This window comes from Kitasatospora sp. NPDC057542 (assembly GCF_042801945.1).
Lineage (GTDB): Bacteria > Actinomycetota > Actinomycetes > Streptomycetales > Streptomycetaceae > Kitasatospora.
The window spans coordinates 1-15,873 of the sequence record NZ_JBHVFE010000007.1; the positions used below are offsets into that span (position 1 = coordinate 1).

Below are 15,873 nucleotides of genomic sequence, written 5' to 3' on the forward strand. Positions count from 1 at the left end.
GGTGTCCGGGCCGGGGGCTCCGCGCGGGTGCGTCAGGGGTTGAGGCCGCGCTGCTGGAGCCAGGGCTCCGGGTCGACCGGGGCGCCGCCGCCGGGGCGGACCTCCATGTGCAGGTGCGGGCCGGTGACGTTGCCGGTCGCGCCGACCTTGCCGATCTGCTGGCCGGAGGCGACCTTGCCGGAGCCCTTGGTGATCGAGGAGAGGTGGCAGTACCAGATCTCGGTGCCGTCGGGCAGGGTCTCGACGATCCGGTAGCCGTACGAGCCGGCCCAGCCGGCCGAGGTGATGGTGCCCTGGCCGAGCGCGTAGACCGGGGTGCCGGTGTCGGCGGCGAAGTCCAGGCCGGTGTGCAGGTTGGCCCAGTAGCGGGCGCTCTGGCCGTAGTGGGCGGAGAGCCGGTAGTCGTTCACCGGGAGGGTGAGGGCGGCGGCCTTGGCCCGCTCGGCCTCCTCGGCGGCGCGCTTGGCCTCGGCCTCCTTGGCGGCGGCCTTGGCCTCCGCCTCCTGCGCGGCCTGGAGCCGGGCGGTCTCCTCGGCGGCGGTGCGCTGGCTGTCGGCCTGGTGCTGGATGCGGGCGGCGAGCGCGAGGCCGGGGTCGGCGGAGAGGGCGACCGCGGTCTCGTCCGGGGCCTCGACGGCGGGGGCGGCGGCCGGGGTCGCCGAGGCGAAGCCGGTGGCACCCAGGGTGGCGGCGACGGCGGTGACGCCGAGCAGTGGGGAGGCTCCGCGGGTCTGACGCGGCATCCGGTGGCGGTTGGTCTCGGCCTCCGGGCCGAAGGCCTCGGGACCGAAGTCCTCGGGACCGTCCGTGCCGGGGTGGTCGAGGAGCTGGGTACCGGCTGCGAAGCCGGCCGGGTGTGCCGGGGTGTGCGTCGACGCCACGGGAGGCGCGCTCCTTTCCTTCCTTCGCGCCTACCGGGTTAGCTGACGGGTTCGGAGCAGGAAGGTCTCCTACGGCCGGGCCGGAGCCCTGCCGATTCACCCCAAGGAACGTGGTTCCCCGGCTCCCTGACCTGCCCGGAGGCCGGTCGGTGGGATTAGGCGACGGCGCACGGTGCCGTCTGGGTACGGCGTTGACAACCGCGCTGCGTTATCAAACGTTAATCCTAGGACGCTCCGATTCCAAGCCATCCGTTCGGAGCAGCTCGGGGGAAGGTGATCAGACGTCAACGAACGGCCCCTCATACACGGCCCCATCTGAGTACTCCTACTCATGTGCGGCCCGGCGGGGCCGCCGCATCCTGACGCCATGAGCGCACCGATGCAGGCCCGCACCACGGCCGCGTACTTCGTCCAGGCCGTCCTCTCCTTCTCCCTGTCGGGCATCGCCCTCGCCGCCGGAATCGCCTACCTGCCGGTCGGCGGGTGGACCCGGGCCTTCCTCGGGATCGGCCTCCTCTACACCGTCACCTCCGCGTTCACGCTGGCGAAGGTGATCCGGGACCGGCAGGAGTCCAGCGAGATGATCACCCGGGTCGACCAGGCCCGGCTGGAGAAGCTGCTCAGCGAGCACGACCCGTTCAAGGTCGAGGGGGCCTGACCGGCCCCCTTCCCTTTCTCCCGGCCCGTCACCCCGGCCCGGCGCCCGCCGACCGCTTGACGGCTAAGGCTATTAGCCTTAGCTTTATGGCTATCGGCAGCACGGCCGATGCCCCGCACCGACGGCCCGAAGGGGACCCCCCATGAACGGCACCATCACCCCGAGCACCCAGTACCTGACCGTTCCCGGCGGCCGGATCGCCTTCGACGACACCCGGCAGGGCGACGGCACCCCCGTCGTCCTGCTCCCGGGCATGCTCGACAGCCGGGCCGCGTACCGGCACCTGCGCCCGCTGCTCGTCGCCGCCGGCCACCGGGTCGTCACCATGGACCTGCGGGGCTTCGGCGAATCCTCCATCACCTGGGACGACTACAGCCCGGCCGCCATCGCCGGCGACGTGCTCGCCCTGCTCGACCACCTCGGCATCGAGCGCGCCGTCCTCGCCGGGAACTCGTACACCGGCGCGACCGTCGTCAAGGCCGCAGGGGACGCGCCCGAGCGGGTCGCCGGGATCGTCCTCCTCGACGCCTTCGTCGAGAACCCGCCGCAGGGCGCCCTGATGCGCGGCGTCATGGGCCTGATGGGCGCCGCCCTCGTCCACTGGCCGGCCTCCTGGGGCTTCTGCCTGCGCCGGATCGCCTTCCCCGGCGCCAAGCCCGCCGACTTCGACGCGTACGTGGACGGACTGGTCGCCGCGCTGCGCACCCCGGGACGGAAGACCGCCACCCGCGGGTACGTCCACGGCGACTCGGCACCGGTCGGCTGGACGGCCGCGGTGCGGTGCCCGGCGCTGGTGGTCATGGGCAGCAAGGACCCCGACTTCCCGAAGCCGGAGCTCGTCGCCGACCGGCAGGCCGCCGCACTCGGCGCGCGAAAGGCGATGATCGAGGGGTCCGGGCACTACCCCATGGCCGACAACCCGGCGGCCACCGCGGACGCCCTGCTGCCGTTCCTCGCCGAGCTCGGCTGAGCCCCGCCCGCCCCGCCCCGCCCCGTCCCGACCCGCCCGTCCCGACCCGTACGGAGAGCCCGAACCCATGCCCCGCGCAGGACTGACCCCCGACCAGGTCGTCGACCACGCCCTCGCCCTCATCGACGAGCAGGGCGCCGAGGCCCTCACCCTGGCCTCCGTCGCCGCCCGGGCCGGGGTCGCCACTCCCTCGCTGTACAAGCACGTCAGCGGCGGTCTCGCCGAACTGCGGCGGCTGATCGCCGTCCGGGTCACCGGGGACCTGGCCGACCGGCTGGCCGAGGCGGCCGTCGGGCGCAGCGGGGACGACGCCGTCGCCGCCGTCCTGCGTGCCTACCACGCGTACGCCACCGAGCATCCGCACCGCTACAACGCCCTCCCCCAGGCCCCGCAGCCGGACGACGACCTGGCCCGCGCGGCCGCCCGGCTCGTCGGGGTGATCATCGCCGTCCTGCGGGAGTACGGCCTCGACGGCTCCGAGGCGATCCACGCCGCCCGCACCGTCCGCTCCCTCGCCCACGGCTTCGCCTCCCTCACCACCGCCGGCGCCTTCCGACTCGCCGAAGACCTCACCACCACCCACGACCGCCTCATCACCACCCTCACCACCGGCCTCCGCACCTGGCCCGCGTAGGCGGTCGGCCCGCGCCGGGGCGAGAGCCCCACGTGCGGACGGACCCACCGGCAGCCCGCGGGAAGCCGACCTGGCCGACCTGCCGCGCAAGCCACCACGAGAAGGCCGCGCAAGCGCGGGGCCCGATGGCCGCCGGCGGCGCGTGAGGAGTCGGGCCGGCCGGCTTCCGGCGTGGGCCACGGCGGCCGGTGGCGCGCGGGTGGAGGTGCCCGGGCGGCACCCGGACGAGGGGGTGGGGCGGCTGCTGGTCCGCACGGGTCGGCGGGGCGGCCGGTGGACGCGGTGGTGCGGGATGCCGCGGACGGGGGTGCCGGCACCGGTGCGGCGGCTCGGTCTCCGTCCACCGTTCGGGGAAATGGGGTATCAAGGATCAATGCCCCTGGAGCCCGCCGGCAGTGCGCCCACGCGCAGTGCGATGCGCTGCGTGCGCCTGCTGCTCGGCTGCACCAGCGCCGCCGAGCTGCTCGGCACCGTCCTGGCCGAGGGCCCGAGCTGGATCACCGGCGAGGGGTCCGCGCTGTACCTGCTGGACTCCGCCGGGATGCTCCGGCTGACCGCCTCGCACGGGCTGCCGGACTGGGCGCACGAGCGCTACGGCGTGGTCGATCCGGCCGGTGAGCTGCCCGCGGCGATGGCCCTGCGGCTGCGCCGCCCGTACCTGCTCAGCCCCGAGCACACCGGCATCGACTACCCGAACAGGAACGCCGGCATGGGCACCGGGATGGTCGCCGTGATCACCCTGCCGATGGTCGTGGACGAGCGGCCGATCGGTGCGCTCGCCCTCGCGCTGGCCCACCGGGGCACCGTCCCGCGCCGCGACCTGGACGTCCTGGAGACCGTCGCCGAGGCCTGCGCCCACCGGCTCTCCCACCTGCTGGACCACGCCGACGCCCACCTCCCGTACGGCACCCGGGTGCCGTACGGCGTGCGGTTACCCGAGGGCCCGCAGGCGGCGGACGGCCGCCCCGCCGGGCTGGCCCACCCACTGCTGTCGCTGGCCGTGCGGGCCGCCGGGTGCGGCGCCTTCGAGCGCGACCTGGTCACCGGGGAGAGCTACTGGGACGCCGAGGCGTTCCGGCTGACGGGCCGCCCGGCCGCCCCGGACGGTGCCGCCCCCGAGCTGGACCGGCTGGTCCACCCGGAGGACCTGCCGGACGTGCAGGCCGCGCTCGCCGAGGCGCTGGCCACCGGCGGCCGCTACCGGATCGGCTACCGGGTGCTGCGGCCCGGCGGCCGGGCCGCCCGGGTCGAGGAGTCCGGCGAGGTGATGCTGGACGTGCACGGGCGGCCGGTGCGGATCGCCGGGCTGCTGGCCGACGTCGGGCACCGGGAGCAGCCGCCGGCCGAGGAACGGAACTCCCCGTCCGCCGCCCGGACGGCGCTGCTGCTGACGCTCACCCGGGCACTGTCCCGGGCGGTGACCGTCCGGGACGTCACCACCGCCGTCACCGACGTCGCCCGCCCGGCCCTCGGCGCCGCCGGCATCGTCCTGGACCTGGTGGACGAGGGCCGGCTACTGCCCGTCTCGCACACCGTGCACGGGGGCCCGCGCCGCACCGAGCTCACCCGCCTGGCGGACCTGTCCGAGGACGTGATGCAGCGTTCGTTGGCCCGCTCCGCCCCACTGTTCAGCGAGCCCTCGGCGGACCGCACCCGGCGCGACCCGCTCACCCCGGCCGCCTGGGCGGTGCTGCCGCTGGTCGCCTCCGGGCAGCAGGTCGGCTCCTGCCTGATCACCTTCGCCGGCGAGCGGGTGTTCAGCCGCGAGGACCGCACCCTGTACTCGGCCTTCGCCGGCATCCTGGCGCAGTCCCTGGAGCGGGCCCGGCTGTACGACACCCACCACCACCGGGCCTCCGAGCTGCAGCGGGCGATGCTCCCGCGGACCCTGCCCCGGCTGTCCGGGATCACCAGCGCCGCCCGCTACCTGCCGAGCACCGAGGGCATGCAGATCGGCGGCGACTGGTACGACCTGCTGCGGCTGCCGGACGGCCTGATCGGGCTGGTGATCGGCGACGTCCAGGGCCACAACGCCGAGGCCACCGCGGTGATGGGCCAGCTGCGCAGCGGGCTGCGGGCGTACGCGACGGACGGGCACGACCCGGCCGCCACCCTGACCCGCACCAGCCGGCTGCTGGCCGAGCTGGACACCGAGCTGTTCGCGACCTGCCTCTACCTGACCCTGGACCCGGCCGACGGCGTGCTGACCGCGGCCCGGGCCGGGCACCCGGCGCCGGTGCGGATCACCGGCGACGCCGCGGCCGTCGAGCTGGAGCTGCCGGGCGGGCCGCCGCTGGGCGTGGACCCGGAGCAGCCGTACCCGCTGGCGGTGGAGCGGCTGGCGGTCGGCGAGACGCTGCTGGCGTACACCGACGGGCTGGTCGAGGACCGTGAGGAGGACTACGACGAGTCGGTGCAGCGGATGCTCGGCGGGCTCGAACTGTGGGCCCGGCAGACCGGTCCGGGGCAGGTCGGCCCGGAGCCGGCGCTGGAGCGGCTGGCCGATCTGCTCACCCTGAACGTGACCGAGCGGCGGTCCCGGCCGGACGACGTGGCGCTGCTGCTCCTGCACCGGACGACGCCCCTTCCGTGACACCCCGCACACAGGACCCACACATCGCAGGGCGCGATCCGGCCATCAGGCTCGATTCCGACGCTTCCCGAGGGGACCGGCCGGGCCGACCGGACGTCTCGCCATACGAGGGGATCGGGGTCGAACGACTCCCGATTGACGCCGAATTGACTTGATATTGACGAGATCCGGTCACTTGGCGAGATCCGTTCACACCTTCGTAGGATCATCACCCTAGAATTCGCGGCGTGACGATGACTCAGTGGTCCGTAACGGCAACCGGCGTGCTCGCCGTCCTCGCCCTCGTGGCCGCCGCGCGGTACCGCGCCGTGTCCGTCACCCAGCGCGGCCGCGCCGAGCGGCTGCACCGTGAACTCGTCGCCGTCCAGGAACAGCTCGCCGCCGAGCTCTCCCGCCGCGGCGCCGAACTCGCCGCCGTCCAGCAGGAGCAGGAGCACACCGCCTCCACCCAGCGGGCCTTCCTCAGCGTCGCCCGCCGGATCCTGGTGATGGCCCACGACCAGCAGGCGCTGCTGGACGAGATGGAACGCACCCACGACGACCCGGCGCTGCTGGAGGGCCTGCTCAAGGCCGACCACGCGGCCGCCCAACAGGCCAGGCTGGCCCAGACCCTGGCCGTGCTGTGCGGCGCGCGGGCCGGCCGGCACTGGCCGGAACCGGTCGCCCTGGAGGACGTCGTCCGCGGCGCCCAGTCGCGCATCCTGCCGTTCCAGCGCGTGGTGGTGCGCAGCCGGATCGAGACCGCGGTGGTCGGCGCCGCCGCCGAGGCGCTGATCCACGCGATCGCCGAGCTGCTGGACAACGCCACCCGCTACTCCCCGCCCAGCACCCAGGTGTTCGTCACCCTGATGCCGGTGCACAACGGCGCCGTCATCGAGATCGACGACGGCGGCGTCGGCATGCCGGAACAGGCCGTCGCCAAGGCCTCCGCCGCGCTGGCCGGCGGCAGCACCCTGGAGGTCTCCCGGCTGGGCGAGGTGCCGCAGCTGGGCCTGGCCGCGGTCGGCCGGCTCGCCGAGCAGTACGGCTTCCGGGTCACGCTCAGCTCGGCGCCCTCCCCGTACGGCGGCGTGCGCGTGGTCCTGCTGCTGCCCAACGCGCTGCTCACCGAGCCGCTGCCGCCCACCGTCCCCGGCCTCGGGCCGGACGACCAGGCGTTCAACCCCGGCCCCCGACCGGCCGCTCCCGCCGGTCACCCCCTGGTGGAGACCCCGCCGCCCGGCCGGCACACCGCCACCGGTGACACCCTTCCCCCGCTGCCCCGCCGGAGCCACCGGCGCGGCCGCACGGGCCGCCCCGCCCAGCACGCCGCTCCCCCTCCGCCGCCCGCGCCGCCCTACCGCTCGGCCCGGGACGCGCAGTCGTTCATGGCGATGTTCCAGGCCGGAACCGCCAGCGGCCGTTCCGCCGCCCGGGCCCAGGCCCAGTCCGGCCCTTCCCTGCCCGCTTCCCCCCGACTTCCCCAGCGCTCCGGAGAGTTCCATGACCACCACCCCTGACCTCGGCTGGCTGCTCGCCGACATCATCGCCGTCCCGCAGGTCCAGCACGCCGTCGTCGTCTCCAACGACGGCCTGGAGATCGGCCGCAGCGAGGGCATCGAGCGCGACGACGCCGAACGGCTCGCCGCCGCCTGCTCCGGGCTGCAGTCGCTGGCCCGCGGCGTCGCGACGGGCTTCGGCGGACCGGGCAGCGCCACCCGCCAGATCGTCATCGAGTACGGCGGCGGCTACCTCTTCATCGTCGCCGCCGGGGCCGGCGCGCACCTGGCCGTGGTGACCGGCGACGCGGTGGACGCCGGCCTGGTCGCCTACCAGATGCAGGTCCTGGTCGAGCGGATCGGCACCCACCTCACCAGCCCGCCGCGCTTCGACCACGCGGCGGGGGGCCACCGGTGAGCGGCCCGGTCCGGCCGTACGTCATCACCGGCGGGCGCAGCCGCCCCACCCGGGCCGAGCTGGCCGTGGAGAGCCTGGTCAGCGCGTTACCCGGGCCGCCGGAGCTACCCGAGGACGCGCTGCTGAACCGCGAGCACCGGCGCATCCTCGACCTCTGTCACAGCCTGCTGTCCATCGCCGAGGTGGCGGCCCACCTGGGGCTGCCGCTAGGCGTCGTCAAGGTGCTGGTCGGGGACCTGTGGGACCTCGGCGCCGTGCAGGTGCTCCCGCCCGTCCCGCAGGCCGAACGCCTGCCCGCAACCCTCCTGGAAGAGGTGCTCGTTGGCCTCCGCCAACTCCGCTGAAGCCGCCCCCGGGGCCGCCGGGTCCGCCGACGGACCGCAGTACCTGCCCTCCTCGGTGCAGGGAGCGGTCAAGATCCTGGTCACCGGTCCGTTCGGGGTCGGCAAGACCACCCTGGTCGGCTCGCTGAGCGAGATCACCCCGCTGCGCACCGAGGAGACCATGACCGCCGCCAGCGCCGGCGTGGACGACCTCACCGGGCGCCCCGGCAAGACCACCACCACGGTGGCGCTGGACTTCGGCCGGATCACGCTCAACTCGCGGCTCGCCCTGTACCTGTTCGGCACACCCGGGCAGCAGCGGTTCTGGCCGCTCTGGGACGACCTGTCGCGCGGTGCGCTCGGCGCCATCGCCATGGTCGACCTGCGCCGCCCGGACGAGAGCTTCGACGTGCTCGGCCGGCTGGAGGAGCAGCGCATCCCGTTCGCGATCGCGGTCAACACCTTCCCGGACACGCCGAGTTACCCGGAGGAGGAGCTGCGGTCGGCGCTGGACCTGCTGCCGGAGGTGCCGATCCTGCACTGCGACGCGCGCGACCGCCGGCAGTCCTACGACCTGCTGATCGACTTCGTCGACCACCTGCACCGCAACTCGATCCTGGAGCTCCAGGGATGACCACGCCCGAACCCCCGGGGTGCCCCGTCGCCCACGGCGGCAGCCTGCCCGGCGGGTTGCCCGTGGGCGTGCCGCTGACCCCGCTGTACGGCCCGGCCGTCGCCGAGGACCCGCACGGCCTGTACGCCCGGCTGCGCGAACGCTACGGCCCGGTCGCACCGATCGAGCTGGAGCCCGGGGTCGAGGCCTGGCTCGTCCTCGGCTACGCCGAGCTGCTCGAACTCACCCGCAACGAGGCGCTGTTCTCCAAGGACTCGCGGCGCTGGCGGGTGCCCGCCGAGGGCCGGCTGGCCGCCGACTCGCGACTCCAGCCGATGACCTCCTGGCGGCCCACCCTGCTCAACCTGGACGGCGCCGAGCACCAGCGGCTGCGCGCCGCCGTCGCCGACACGCTCGCCCAGATCGACCACCGGCAGCTGCGCGGGACCACCGAGGCCGCCGCCAACGGGCTGATCGACAGCTGGGGCCCGGACGGCACCGCCGACCTGGTCGCCCAGTACGCGCGCCGGCTGCCGCTGCTGGTCTTCACCCAGCTGCTCGGCCTGCCCACCGACGCCGGTCCGCACCTCATCCGGCTGATCAACGACATCTCCGACAGCGGCGCCGATTCGGTGCGCGCCAACCAGGAGTTCCACGCGATCCTGGTCGACCTGGTGCAGCGCCGCCGGGCCACGCCCAGCGCCGACCTCACCTCCTGGCTGCTGGCCCACCCGGCCGCGCTGACCGACGAGGAGGCGGTGCACCACCTGGTGGTGATGATGGTCGCCGGGAACGAGACCACCATCTGCTGGACCGGCAACACGCTGCGGCTGCTGCTCACCGACCGGCGCTTCCGGGCCACCCTCACCGGCGGGCGGCTGACCGTCTCCGACGCGCTGGAGGAGGTGCTCTGGCGCGACCCGCCGACGCAGAACTTCCCCGGTCGCTGGGCCACGAGCGACACCGTCCTCGGCGGCCAGTACATCAGCCGGGGCGACCTGCTCGTCCTCGGTCTGGCCGCGGCCAACGCCGACCCGGCCGCGCAGGGCGTCTCGGCCGCCACGCACGGCTCGCTCGGCGGCAACCGGGCGCACCTCGCGTGGGGCGCGGGCCGGCACGTCTGCCCGGCCCAGCACCCGGCCCGGATCATCGTCGAGACCGCCGTCGAGACCCTGCTGCACCGCCTGCCCGACCTCCAACTTGCCGTACCACCTGGTGAGTTGACGTGGCGCCCGTCCCCCTGGTCCCGGGCCCTGACCGCCCTCCCGGTGCTCTACAGCGCCTTCACCCCGCCCCGCCCGCCAGCCCCCGAGAGGCCCGCATGGACACCACCGACTCCGGAACCCGCGCCGAGCCCTTCAGACTCGACCCCTTCGGCCGCGACCAGCACGGCGAGAACGCCCGACTCCGCGCGGCCGGCCCCGCGGTCCTGGTGGAACTCCCTGGCGGGGTGGTGGTCTGGGCGGTAACCCACCACGACACCCTCCAGTCGCTGCTGGCCGACCCCCGCGTCGGCAAGGACGCCCGGCTCTGGAGCACCTTCCGGGAGGGACGGCTGCCGGAGGGCTGGCCGCTGCTCAACTTCATCGCCGTCCCCGGCATGGTCACCGCCGACGGCGAGGACCACCGGCGGCTGCGCGGGCTGGTCTCGCAGGCCTTCACCCCGCGCCGGATAGCCGACCTGGCCCCCGCCGTCGAGGCCCGGACGATCGCGCTGCTGGACGAGGTCGCGAAGCTGGAGGGCGAGTTCGACCTGCGGCGGCACTTCGCCTACCCGCTGCCGATGCAGGTGATCGGCGAACTGCTCGGCCTCGCGCTGGAGCAGCAGGACGAGCTGCACGAGCTGTCCGACACCATGGTCTCCAGCTCGGCCACCCCGGCGGCGGCCCTGGCCGCGCAGCGGGGCCTGAACGCGCTGCTGGCCTCGGTGGTGGCGGCCAAGCGGGCCGAGCCCGGTGACGACCTGACCACCGACCTGATCGCCGTCCGCGAGGCCGGCGACCGACTCAGCGAGGCCGAGCTGGTCGGCACCCTGCTGCTGATGCTGGTCGCCGGGCACGAGACCACGCTCAACCTGATCACCAACGCCGTCCGCGCCCTGCTCGCGCACCCGGACCAGCTGCGGCTCGTCCTGGACGGGGAGCAGCCGTGGTCCGCGGTGGTCGAGGAGACGCTGCGCTACGACTCGCCTGTCGGGCAGTTCCCGCTGCGCTACGCGCGCGAGGACATCGCGGTCGGCGACGTGGTGATCCGGCGCGGCGAGGCGCTGCTGGCCTCGTACGCGGCGGCCGGGCGGGACTCCGGGCACCACCCGGACGCGGACCGCTTCGACCTCACCCGGCAGCCCGCCAAGCACCTGTCGCTCGGCCACGGCCCGCACTTCTGCCTCGGCTCCGGGCTCGCCCGGCTGGAGGCCGAGACGGCGCTGCGGCACCTGTTCACCCGCTTCCCCGGGCTGGCCCGTGCGGAGGGCCGGACCGACGAGCCGATCGCCTCGTTCGTCAGCAACAGCGTGCGCACCCTGTGGGTGACGGTCTGAGCCGGCCGGTTACCTGAGGGCGGTCCGGGTCGTTCGGCAGGGCATGAAGAAACTCGCCACCCTGGCCGCCCTCACCATGGCGGGCCTCGCCCTCGCCGTCCCGGCGGCCTCCGCCACCACCCAGACCGCCTCCTCGCCGGACGTCACCGGCGGGCTCACCGACGGGCTCGAACTCTCCCCCGCCGACGTCGCCCTGAGGACCGTGGGCAAGCTCCCCGTCGTCGGCAGGACCGCCGACCAGGTCGAGGCGATCGGGACCAGCCAGATGAGCCACCCGGGGCTCAGCGGGCAGGTCCTGAACTGATATCGCCGGGCCGGCGAACGGCCCGTGGGCGGCCGGCCGACCCCCGAACGGCCGGCCGTCCCACGCGCCCGGTCCGCGGCACTCAGCCAGCGGACAGCCGGTTGAGCTCCGGGTAGCTCAGCCCCTCGGCGAGCGCGGTGAACGTGCCGCGCCCGTACACCTCCTCGGCGGCCCGGCGGACCGCCGCGTACGCCACCTCGGCCAGGCCGGGGCCCAGGCTGATCCGGGCCACGCCGAGCTTCGCCAGCTCGGCGACCGCCGGGGAGCCGGGGCCGACCAGCACGTTCAGCGGCGCCGGGACGGCCTCGACCAGGGCGGCGATGGTCTCCGGGTCGGACACCCCGGGGACGAACACCCCGTCCGCGCCCGCCGCGACGTACGCCCGCAGCCGGCGGACCGCGTCGTCGAGCCGGCCCTCCGGAGCGCCGATCCCGCGCAGGAAGACGTCGGTGCGCGCGTTGACGAAGAGCGGCACACCGGCCGTGTCCGCCGCGGCCCTGGCGGCCGCGATCCGCTCGGCGGCCTCCTCCGCCGCCCGGCCCTCGTCCTCCAGGTTCACCCCGACGGCGCCGGTGGCGAGCAGCGCGGCGACCGTCTCGCCGACCCCGGCGGCGGTGTCCGCGTAGCCGCCCTCCAGGTCCGCGGTGACCGGCAGGTCGACCGCTCGGACCACCTGGGCGGTCCGGGCCAGCACCTGCTCGCGGTCGGCGCCGCCGCCGTCCGCGCTGCCGAGCGACCAGGAGACGCTCGCGCTGGCCGTCGCCACCGCCCGCGCCCCCGCGCCGGCCACCAGCCGGGCGCTCGGCACGTCCCAGGCGTTCGCCAGCACCAGCGGCTCGCCCGGGCGGTGCAGCTCCCGCAGCAGCCGGGCCTTCTCCCGCTGGGCCTTCTGCTCGACGGCGCTCACTTGGCCGCCGGGCTCATCCGGGTGGAGATGCTGAGCCGGTTCCAGACGTTGATCGTGGCGATCAGCGCGATCAGCTGGGCCAGCTCGGTCTCGTCGAACTGTGCGGCGGCCTCCGCGTAGACGGCGTCCGGCACATGGCCCTGGGTCACCAGGGTGATCGACTCGGTGAGGGCCAGGGCGGCGCGCTCGCGGGCGGTGAACCACGGGGTCTCGCGCCAGGCCGGGAGGGAGAGCAGACGGTGGTCCTGCTCACCGAGCTTGTTGGCGTCGGCGGAGTGCATGTCGATGCAGAAGGCGCAGCCGTTGATCATCGAGGCGTGCACCTTGACCAGATGGGCGAGCCGAGGGTCGAGGCCCTGCCGGGAGGCCCGGTCCACGGCGATCATCGCCTGGTAGTAGTCGGGGGCCAGCTTGAACATCTGCAGGCGCTGCTCGGGGGCGGGCACCGGGCCCCCGGCCGTCTCGTTCGTCGTCATGGCTGCCAGCCTAGGAGCGCGGCGGCCCACGGGCCTGGTGCGTTCGGCCATCCGTTCCTTGGGCCACTTCCGGGGTGCGGACGGCCGTGCCAGGATCGCAGGCAGGAGACCGATGACAGGACGAGGTCAGGGGGTACGCCGTGTGCACGGCGTTCGTCAGCATCGAGCCGGGAGCGGCCGTCCCGGTGCTGCTGCTGTCCGTCCGGGACGAGTACCTGGGCCGCGCCTGGCTTCCGCCGGACCACCACTGGCCGGACCGACCCGAACTGCTCGGCGGACTGGACCTCGCGGCCGGCGGCACCTGGCTGGCCGTCGACCCCGGCCGGCGCACCGCCGCCTGCCTGCTGAACGGCTTCGGCCCGCTCGCCCCCACCGACGCCCGCCGCACCCGCGGCCGGCTGCCGCTCACCGCCGTCCGGGAGGGCGGGATCGGCCACCTCGACCTCACCCCGTACGACCCGTTCCACCTCGTCCTGGTCCGGGCCGACGGCGCCCGGGTGTTCAGCTGGGGCGCCGGACGGCTGGAGGAGCGCGAACTGCCGTCCGGCCTGAGCGTGGTGCTCAACGACGGGCTGGAGGGCCTGGCGGCCGGCCGCACCACCTCCGCGCGGATCCGCGCACTGATGGCCGCGCGGGCCGCCCACTTCCGGGCCCGCTTCACCGACGAGCCCCGGCCCGAGCCGACCGCCGAGGGGACGGCCACGGCGGCCTGGGGCGGATGGCTGCCGATCGTCGCCGGGGACGGGCTGGCGCCGGACGCGGACGCCGCGCTGATCCAGCGGCGGGACTTCGGCGACGGGCGGATCTGGGGCTCCTCGTCGGTCTCGCTGCTCGCGCTCGGGCCGGACCTGCTGCGCTACGACTTCGCGACCGCGCCGGTGGCCGCGGACGGTCCCGGTTGGCGGCGGGTGGCGGCGCACTGACCGGCACCACCCCGGAGGCATCGGACTGACCGGCACCGCCCCGGCGGCGGAAAAGGACTTGAACCTGACGCCGCGGGAGGCGGCATCGTGGCGCGGGTCGAGCCCGAAGGAGAGCCGCTGTGACACGCCCGGACCCCCCGCACCGCCCCCGCCGTCTGCTCGCCGTGCTGACCGTCGCCCTGCCGCTGGTGGGCATGCCGGCCGCGGTGACCGCCGTCGTGCTGCTCTGCGACGCGGCGCACCGGGCCGTCCCGTCCGCCACCGTCCTGGCCGCCGTGGCAGCGGCGCTGATCGGGCACCTCGGCCCCGGTGTCCCGCAGCCGTACGGTCGGTGAACTTCTGACGGCGGGGTTGGCGAACGTCTACATGCCCGTAGTAGCTTCGCGAGGGCCCCGGCCCCGGCCGGCCACCGACCCCCGAGCGAAGGTGCGCGATGTCGACCCTGACCTACCCGGAAGCGATAGGCGTCGGCCTGCTCCAGGGCGTGACGGAACTCTTCCCGGTCTCCAGCCTCGGCCACAGCATCCTGCTGCCCGCCCTGGTCGGCGGAAGGATCCAGCACGACCTCGACATGACCGCCGAGGGCTCCTCGTACCTCGCCGCCCTGGTCGCCCTGCACCTGGCCACCGCGCTCGCGCTGGTGGTCTACTTCCGCAGGGACTGGGTCCGGGTCATCGACGGGCTGCTCGGCTCGATCCGGCACCGCCGGGTGGAGACCCGCAACGAGAAGCTCGCCTGGCTGCTCGTCCTCTCCACCATCCCGGTCGGCGTGGCCGGCCTCGCGCTGGAGAAGGCCCTGCGCAACGCGCTCGGCAAGCCCGTCCCGGCCGCGGTGTTCCTCGCCCTCAACGGACTCGTCCTGCTCGGCGCCGAGCGGCTCAAGCGCGGCGGCACCGGCCGCCGCCGGGCCGGACACGCCGCCCCCGCCGACGAACCGGGCGTGGACCCGGCGGTCGCCTCCGACCACCGGCTCACCAGGCTGGGCTACGGGCAGGGCGCCTGGATCGGCGCCGCGCAGATCCTCGCCCTGTTCCCGGGCATCAGCCGCTCCGGCGTCACCATGAGCGCCGGCATCCTGCGCGGGCTGCACCACGAGGACGCCGCCCGGTTCTCCTTCCTGCTCGCCACCCCGGTCATCCTGGCCGCCTCGGTCCTGAAGGTGCCCGAGCTGTTCAGGCCGGAGAACTCCGGCGTGCTCGGCCCGGTCCTCGCCGGCAGCCTCGCCGCCTTCGTGGCCGGCTACGTCTCGGTGCGGTTCCTCACCAGGTACTTCGAGACCCGCAGCCTGACGCCGTTCGCGCTCTACTGCTTCCTGGCCGGCGCCGGCAGCGCGGTCTACCTCTCGCTCTGACCCGTCCGAGCCGCCTCGGCCAGGACCCGCGCGAGCTCGGCCGGCCGGGAGAACATCGGCCAGTGCCCGGTGTCCAGCTCCACCAGCCGCCAGTGGCCCTCCGCGACCAGTTCGGCGGCCACCGGCGGCGGCTCCGGCCAGTCCAGCAGACACTTCACGTACACCGCCGGGAGCGCGCTCAACGGGCCTTCCAGGACAGCGGGTTCGGTCAGCGAGGGGCCCGGGTGCGCAGTCGCCCCCGCGGCGATCCGGGTGATCTGATCGACCGTCAGCCCCTGCTCGGCGAACTCGGCCGGCGGCAGCGGCGGCCACCAGCCCCCGTGCGCGGCGAGGTCCGCCCGCAGCGCGGCCGGCTCCGGCATCTGGTCGGCGAAGGACTCCCCCGCCACCGGCACGTTGGCGTCCACCAGGACCAGCCCGGCCAGCCGGTCGCCGATCCGTTCGGCGGCCTGGCCCACCGGGATGCCCGAGTAGCTGTGCCCGACCAGCACCACGTCGCGCAGGTCCAGCCGCTCCACGCCGGCGACGACGTCGGCCACGTGCGCCTGCTGCCCGGCAGGCGTGCCGCGCTTCTCCGCGAGCCCGGAGAGCGTCAACGGGTACGCCCCGTGCCCGGCCGCGCGCAGCTCCGCCGCGACCTCGTCCCACGCCCAGGCACCGAGCCAGGCCCCCGCCACCAGTACAAAGTTCGCCATGCGCAGCACCGTAGCGCGTCGGGCACCCGGGCGGCCCGGGCAGCGGCGGGAAACAGGACGTGGAGGAAACGTGGTGGCTGCACCGGGCGGGCCGGCCTCCGGCCGGCGGG

At 75.0% G+C, this 15,873-nt stretch carries 18 protein-coding genes and 1 riboswitch; of the genes, 14 read left to right on the forward strand and 4 right to left on the reverse strand.

Features of this window, described 5'->3' with window-relative positions:
• Window positions 1-32: 32 nt before the first annotated feature.
• Window positions 33-881: a M23 family metallopeptidase gene (locus tag ACFU7Y_RS01905; protein WP_380766042.1), complete on the reverse strand. Its 849-nt coding sequence runs from the start codon at window positions 879-881 to the stop codon at window positions 33-35.
• Window positions 882-894: 13 nt separating this feature from the next.
• Window positions 895-1,053, reverse strand: a riboswitch (cyclic di-AMP (ydaO/yuaA leader).
• 195 nt (window positions 1,054-1,248) lie between these two features.
• Here ACFU7Y_RS01905 and ACFU7Y_RS01910 point away from each other — a divergent pair.
• The 11 genes from ACFU7Y_RS01910 (at window position 1,249) to ACFU7Y_RS01960 (ending at window position 11,411) form a co-directional block, all read left to right on the forward strand.
• Window positions 1,249-1,539 carry a YiaA/YiaB family inner membrane protein gene (locus ACFU7Y_RS01910; RefSeq protein WP_224282597.1) on the forward strand — a complete coding sequence of 97 codons (291 nt, stop codon included), beginning with the start codon at window positions 1,249-1,251 and terminating at the stop codon, window positions 1,537-1,539.
• Window positions 1,540-1,681: 142 nt separating this feature from the next.
• On the forward strand, window positions 1,682-2,509 hold the full coding sequence (locus ACFU7Y_RS01915) for an alpha/beta fold hydrolase (protein WP_380766044.1): 828 nt from the start codon (window positions 1,682-1,684) through the stop codon (window positions 2,507-2,509).
• A gap of 67 nt (window positions 2,510-2,576) precedes the next feature.
• On the forward strand, window positions 2,577-3,143 hold the full coding sequence (locus tag ACFU7Y_RS01920; RefSeq protein WP_380766046.1) for a TetR/AcrR family transcriptional regulator: 567 nt from the start codon (window positions 2,577-2,579) through the stop codon (window positions 3,141-3,143).
• A gap of 373 nt (window positions 3,144-3,516) precedes the next feature.
• Window positions 3,517-5,736: a SpoIIE family protein phosphatase gene (locus ACFU7Y_RS01925; protein ID WP_380766048.1), complete on the forward strand. Its 2,220-nt coding sequence runs from the start codon at window positions 3,517-3,519 to the stop codon at window positions 5,734-5,736.
• Between the two features lie 233 nt (window positions 5,737-5,969).
• The gene (locus ACFU7Y_RS01930; protein WP_224282977.1) at window positions 5,970-7,235 is read left to right on the forward strand and encodes a sensor histidine kinase; all 1,266 of its coding nucleotides are present in this window, start codon (window positions 5,970-5,972) and stop codon (window positions 7,233-7,235) included.
• Window positions 7,219-7,632, forward strand: coding sequence for a roadblock/LC7 domain-containing protein (locus tag ACFU7Y_RS01935; RefSeq protein ID WP_224282975.1), 414 nt, complete (start codon window positions 7,219-7,221; stop codon window positions 7,630-7,632). The genes ACFU7Y_RS01930 and ACFU7Y_RS01935 overlap by 17 nt, the downstream gene beginning before the upstream one ends.
• On the forward strand, window positions 7,629-7,976 hold the full coding sequence (locus ACFU7Y_RS01940) for a DUF742 domain-containing protein (RefSeq protein WP_224282974.1): 348 nt from the start codon (window positions 7,629-7,631) through the stop codon (window positions 7,974-7,976). Before ACFU7Y_RS01935 ends, ACFU7Y_RS01940 begins: the two co-directional genes overlap by 4 nt.
• Window positions 7,954-8,589, forward strand: coding sequence for an ATP/GTP-binding protein (locus ACFU7Y_RS01945; protein ID WP_224282973.1), 636 nt, complete (start codon window positions 7,954-7,956; stop codon window positions 8,587-8,589). Before ACFU7Y_RS01940 ends, ACFU7Y_RS01945 begins: the two co-directional genes overlap by 23 nt.
• Window positions 8,586-10,037 carry a cytochrome P450 gene (locus tag ACFU7Y_RS01950; protein ID WP_380766051.1) on the forward strand — a complete coding sequence of 484 codons (1,452 nt, stop codon included), beginning with the start codon at window positions 8,586-8,588 and terminating at the stop codon, window positions 10,035-10,037. Before ACFU7Y_RS01945 ends, ACFU7Y_RS01950 begins: the two co-directional genes overlap by 4 nt.
• A complete protein-coding gene (locus tag ACFU7Y_RS01955) occupies window positions 10,001-11,107 on the forward strand; it encodes a cytochrome P450 (protein WP_224282971.1) in 1,107 nt (368 codons plus the stop codon). Before ACFU7Y_RS01950 ends, ACFU7Y_RS01955 begins: the two co-directional genes overlap by 37 nt.
• Before the next feature lie 43 nt (window positions 11,108-11,150).
• A complete protein-coding gene (locus ACFU7Y_RS01960; protein WP_224282970.1) occupies window positions 11,151-11,411 on the forward strand; it encodes a hypothetical protein in 261 nt (86 codons plus the stop codon).
• A gap of 82 nt (window positions 11,412-11,493) precedes the next feature.
• On the opposite strand, the gene ACFU7Y_RS01965 is transcribed toward ACFU7Y_RS01960, so the two are convergent.
• Window positions 11,494-12,318, reverse strand: a complete 825-nt coding sequence (locus ACFU7Y_RS01965) for an isocitrate lyase/phosphoenolpyruvate mutase family protein (protein WP_380766055.1) — start codon at window positions 12,316-12,318, stop codon at window positions 11,494-11,496.
• Window positions 12,315-12,794, reverse strand: coding sequence for a carboxymuconolactone decarboxylase family protein (locus tag ACFU7Y_RS01970; protein WP_224284188.1), 480 nt, complete (start codon window positions 12,792-12,794; stop codon window positions 12,315-12,317). The genes ACFU7Y_RS01965 and ACFU7Y_RS01970 overlap by 4 nt, the downstream gene beginning before the upstream one ends.
• A gap of 140 nt (window positions 12,795-12,934) precedes the next feature.
• On the opposite strand from ACFU7Y_RS01970, the gene ACFU7Y_RS01975 reads away from it, so the two are divergent.
• The 3 genes from ACFU7Y_RS01975 (at window position 12,935) to ACFU7Y_RS01985 (ending at window position 15,068) form a co-directional block, all read left to right on the forward strand.
• On the forward strand, window positions 12,935-13,717 hold the full coding sequence (locus tag ACFU7Y_RS01975) for an NRDE family protein (RefSeq protein WP_224284189.1): 783 nt from the start codon (window positions 12,935-12,937) through the stop codon (window positions 13,715-13,717).
• Between the two features lie 119 nt (window positions 13,718-13,836).
• On the forward strand, window positions 13,837-14,052 hold the full coding sequence (locus ACFU7Y_RS01980) for a hypothetical protein (protein WP_224284190.1): 216 nt from the start codon (window positions 13,837-13,839) through the stop codon (window positions 14,050-14,052).
• A gap of 98 nt (window positions 14,053-14,150) precedes the next feature.
• Complete coding sequence (locus tag ACFU7Y_RS01985) at window positions 14,151-15,068, forward strand: undecaprenyl-diphosphate phosphatase (RefSeq protein ID WP_224284191.1); 918 nt, start codon at window positions 14,151-14,153, stop codon at window positions 15,066-15,068.
• On the opposite strand, the gene ACFU7Y_RS01990 is transcribed toward ACFU7Y_RS01985, so the two are convergent.
• Window positions 15,053-15,763 (reverse strand): alpha/beta fold hydrolase, encoded by a 711-nt coding sequence (locus ACFU7Y_RS01990; protein ID WP_224284192.1) that lies wholly within the window; start codon window positions 15,761-15,763, stop codon window positions 15,053-15,055. The genes ACFU7Y_RS01985 and ACFU7Y_RS01990 overlap by 16 nt on opposite strands.
• Between the last annotated feature and the right edge of the window lie 110 nt (window positions 15,764-15,873).

Coding starts and splice junctions, on each gene's coding strand:
- ACFU7Y_RS01910 (WP_224282597.1), top strand. CDS start 1,249: ATGAGCGCACCGATGCAGGCCCGCACCACGGCCGCGTACTTCGTCCAG.
- ACFU7Y_RS01915 (WP_380766044.1), top strand. CDS start 1,682: ATGAACGGCACCATCACCCCGAGCACCCAGTACCTGACCGTTCCCGGC.
- ACFU7Y_RS01920 (WP_380766046.1), top strand. CDS start 2,577: ATGCCCCGCGCAGGACTGACCCCCGACCAGGTCGTCGACCACGCCCTC.
- ACFU7Y_RS01925 (WP_380766048.1), top strand. CDS start 3,517: ATGCCCCTGGAGCCCGCCGGCAGTGCGCCCACGCGCAGTGCGATGCGC.
- ACFU7Y_RS01930 (WP_224282977.1), top strand. CDS start 5,970: ATGACTCAGTGGTCCGTAACGGCAACCGGCGTGCTCGCCGTCCTCGCC.
- ACFU7Y_RS01935 (WP_224282975.1), top strand. CDS start 7,219: ATGACCACCACCCCTGACCTCGGCTGGCTGCTCGCCGACATCATCGCC.
- ACFU7Y_RS01950 (WP_380766051.1), top strand. CDS start 8,586: ATGACCACGCCCGAACCCCCGGGGTGCCCCGTCGCCCACGGCGGCAGC.
- ACFU7Y_RS01960 (WP_224282970.1), top strand. CDS start 11,151: ATGAAGAAACTCGCCACCCTGGCCGCCCTCACCATGGCGGGCCTCGCC.
- ACFU7Y_RS01970 (WP_224284188.1), bottom strand. CDS start 12,794: ATGACGACGAACGAGACGGCCGGGGGCCCGGTGCCCGCCCCCGAGCAG.
- ACFU7Y_RS01985 (WP_224284191.1), top strand. CDS start 14,151: ATGTCGACCCTGACCTACCCGGAAGCGATAGGCGTCGGCCTGCTCCAG.
- ACFU7Y_RS01990 (WP_224284192.1), bottom strand. CDS start 15,763: ATGGCGAACTTTGTACTGGTGGCGGGGGCCTGGCTCGGTGCCTGGGCG.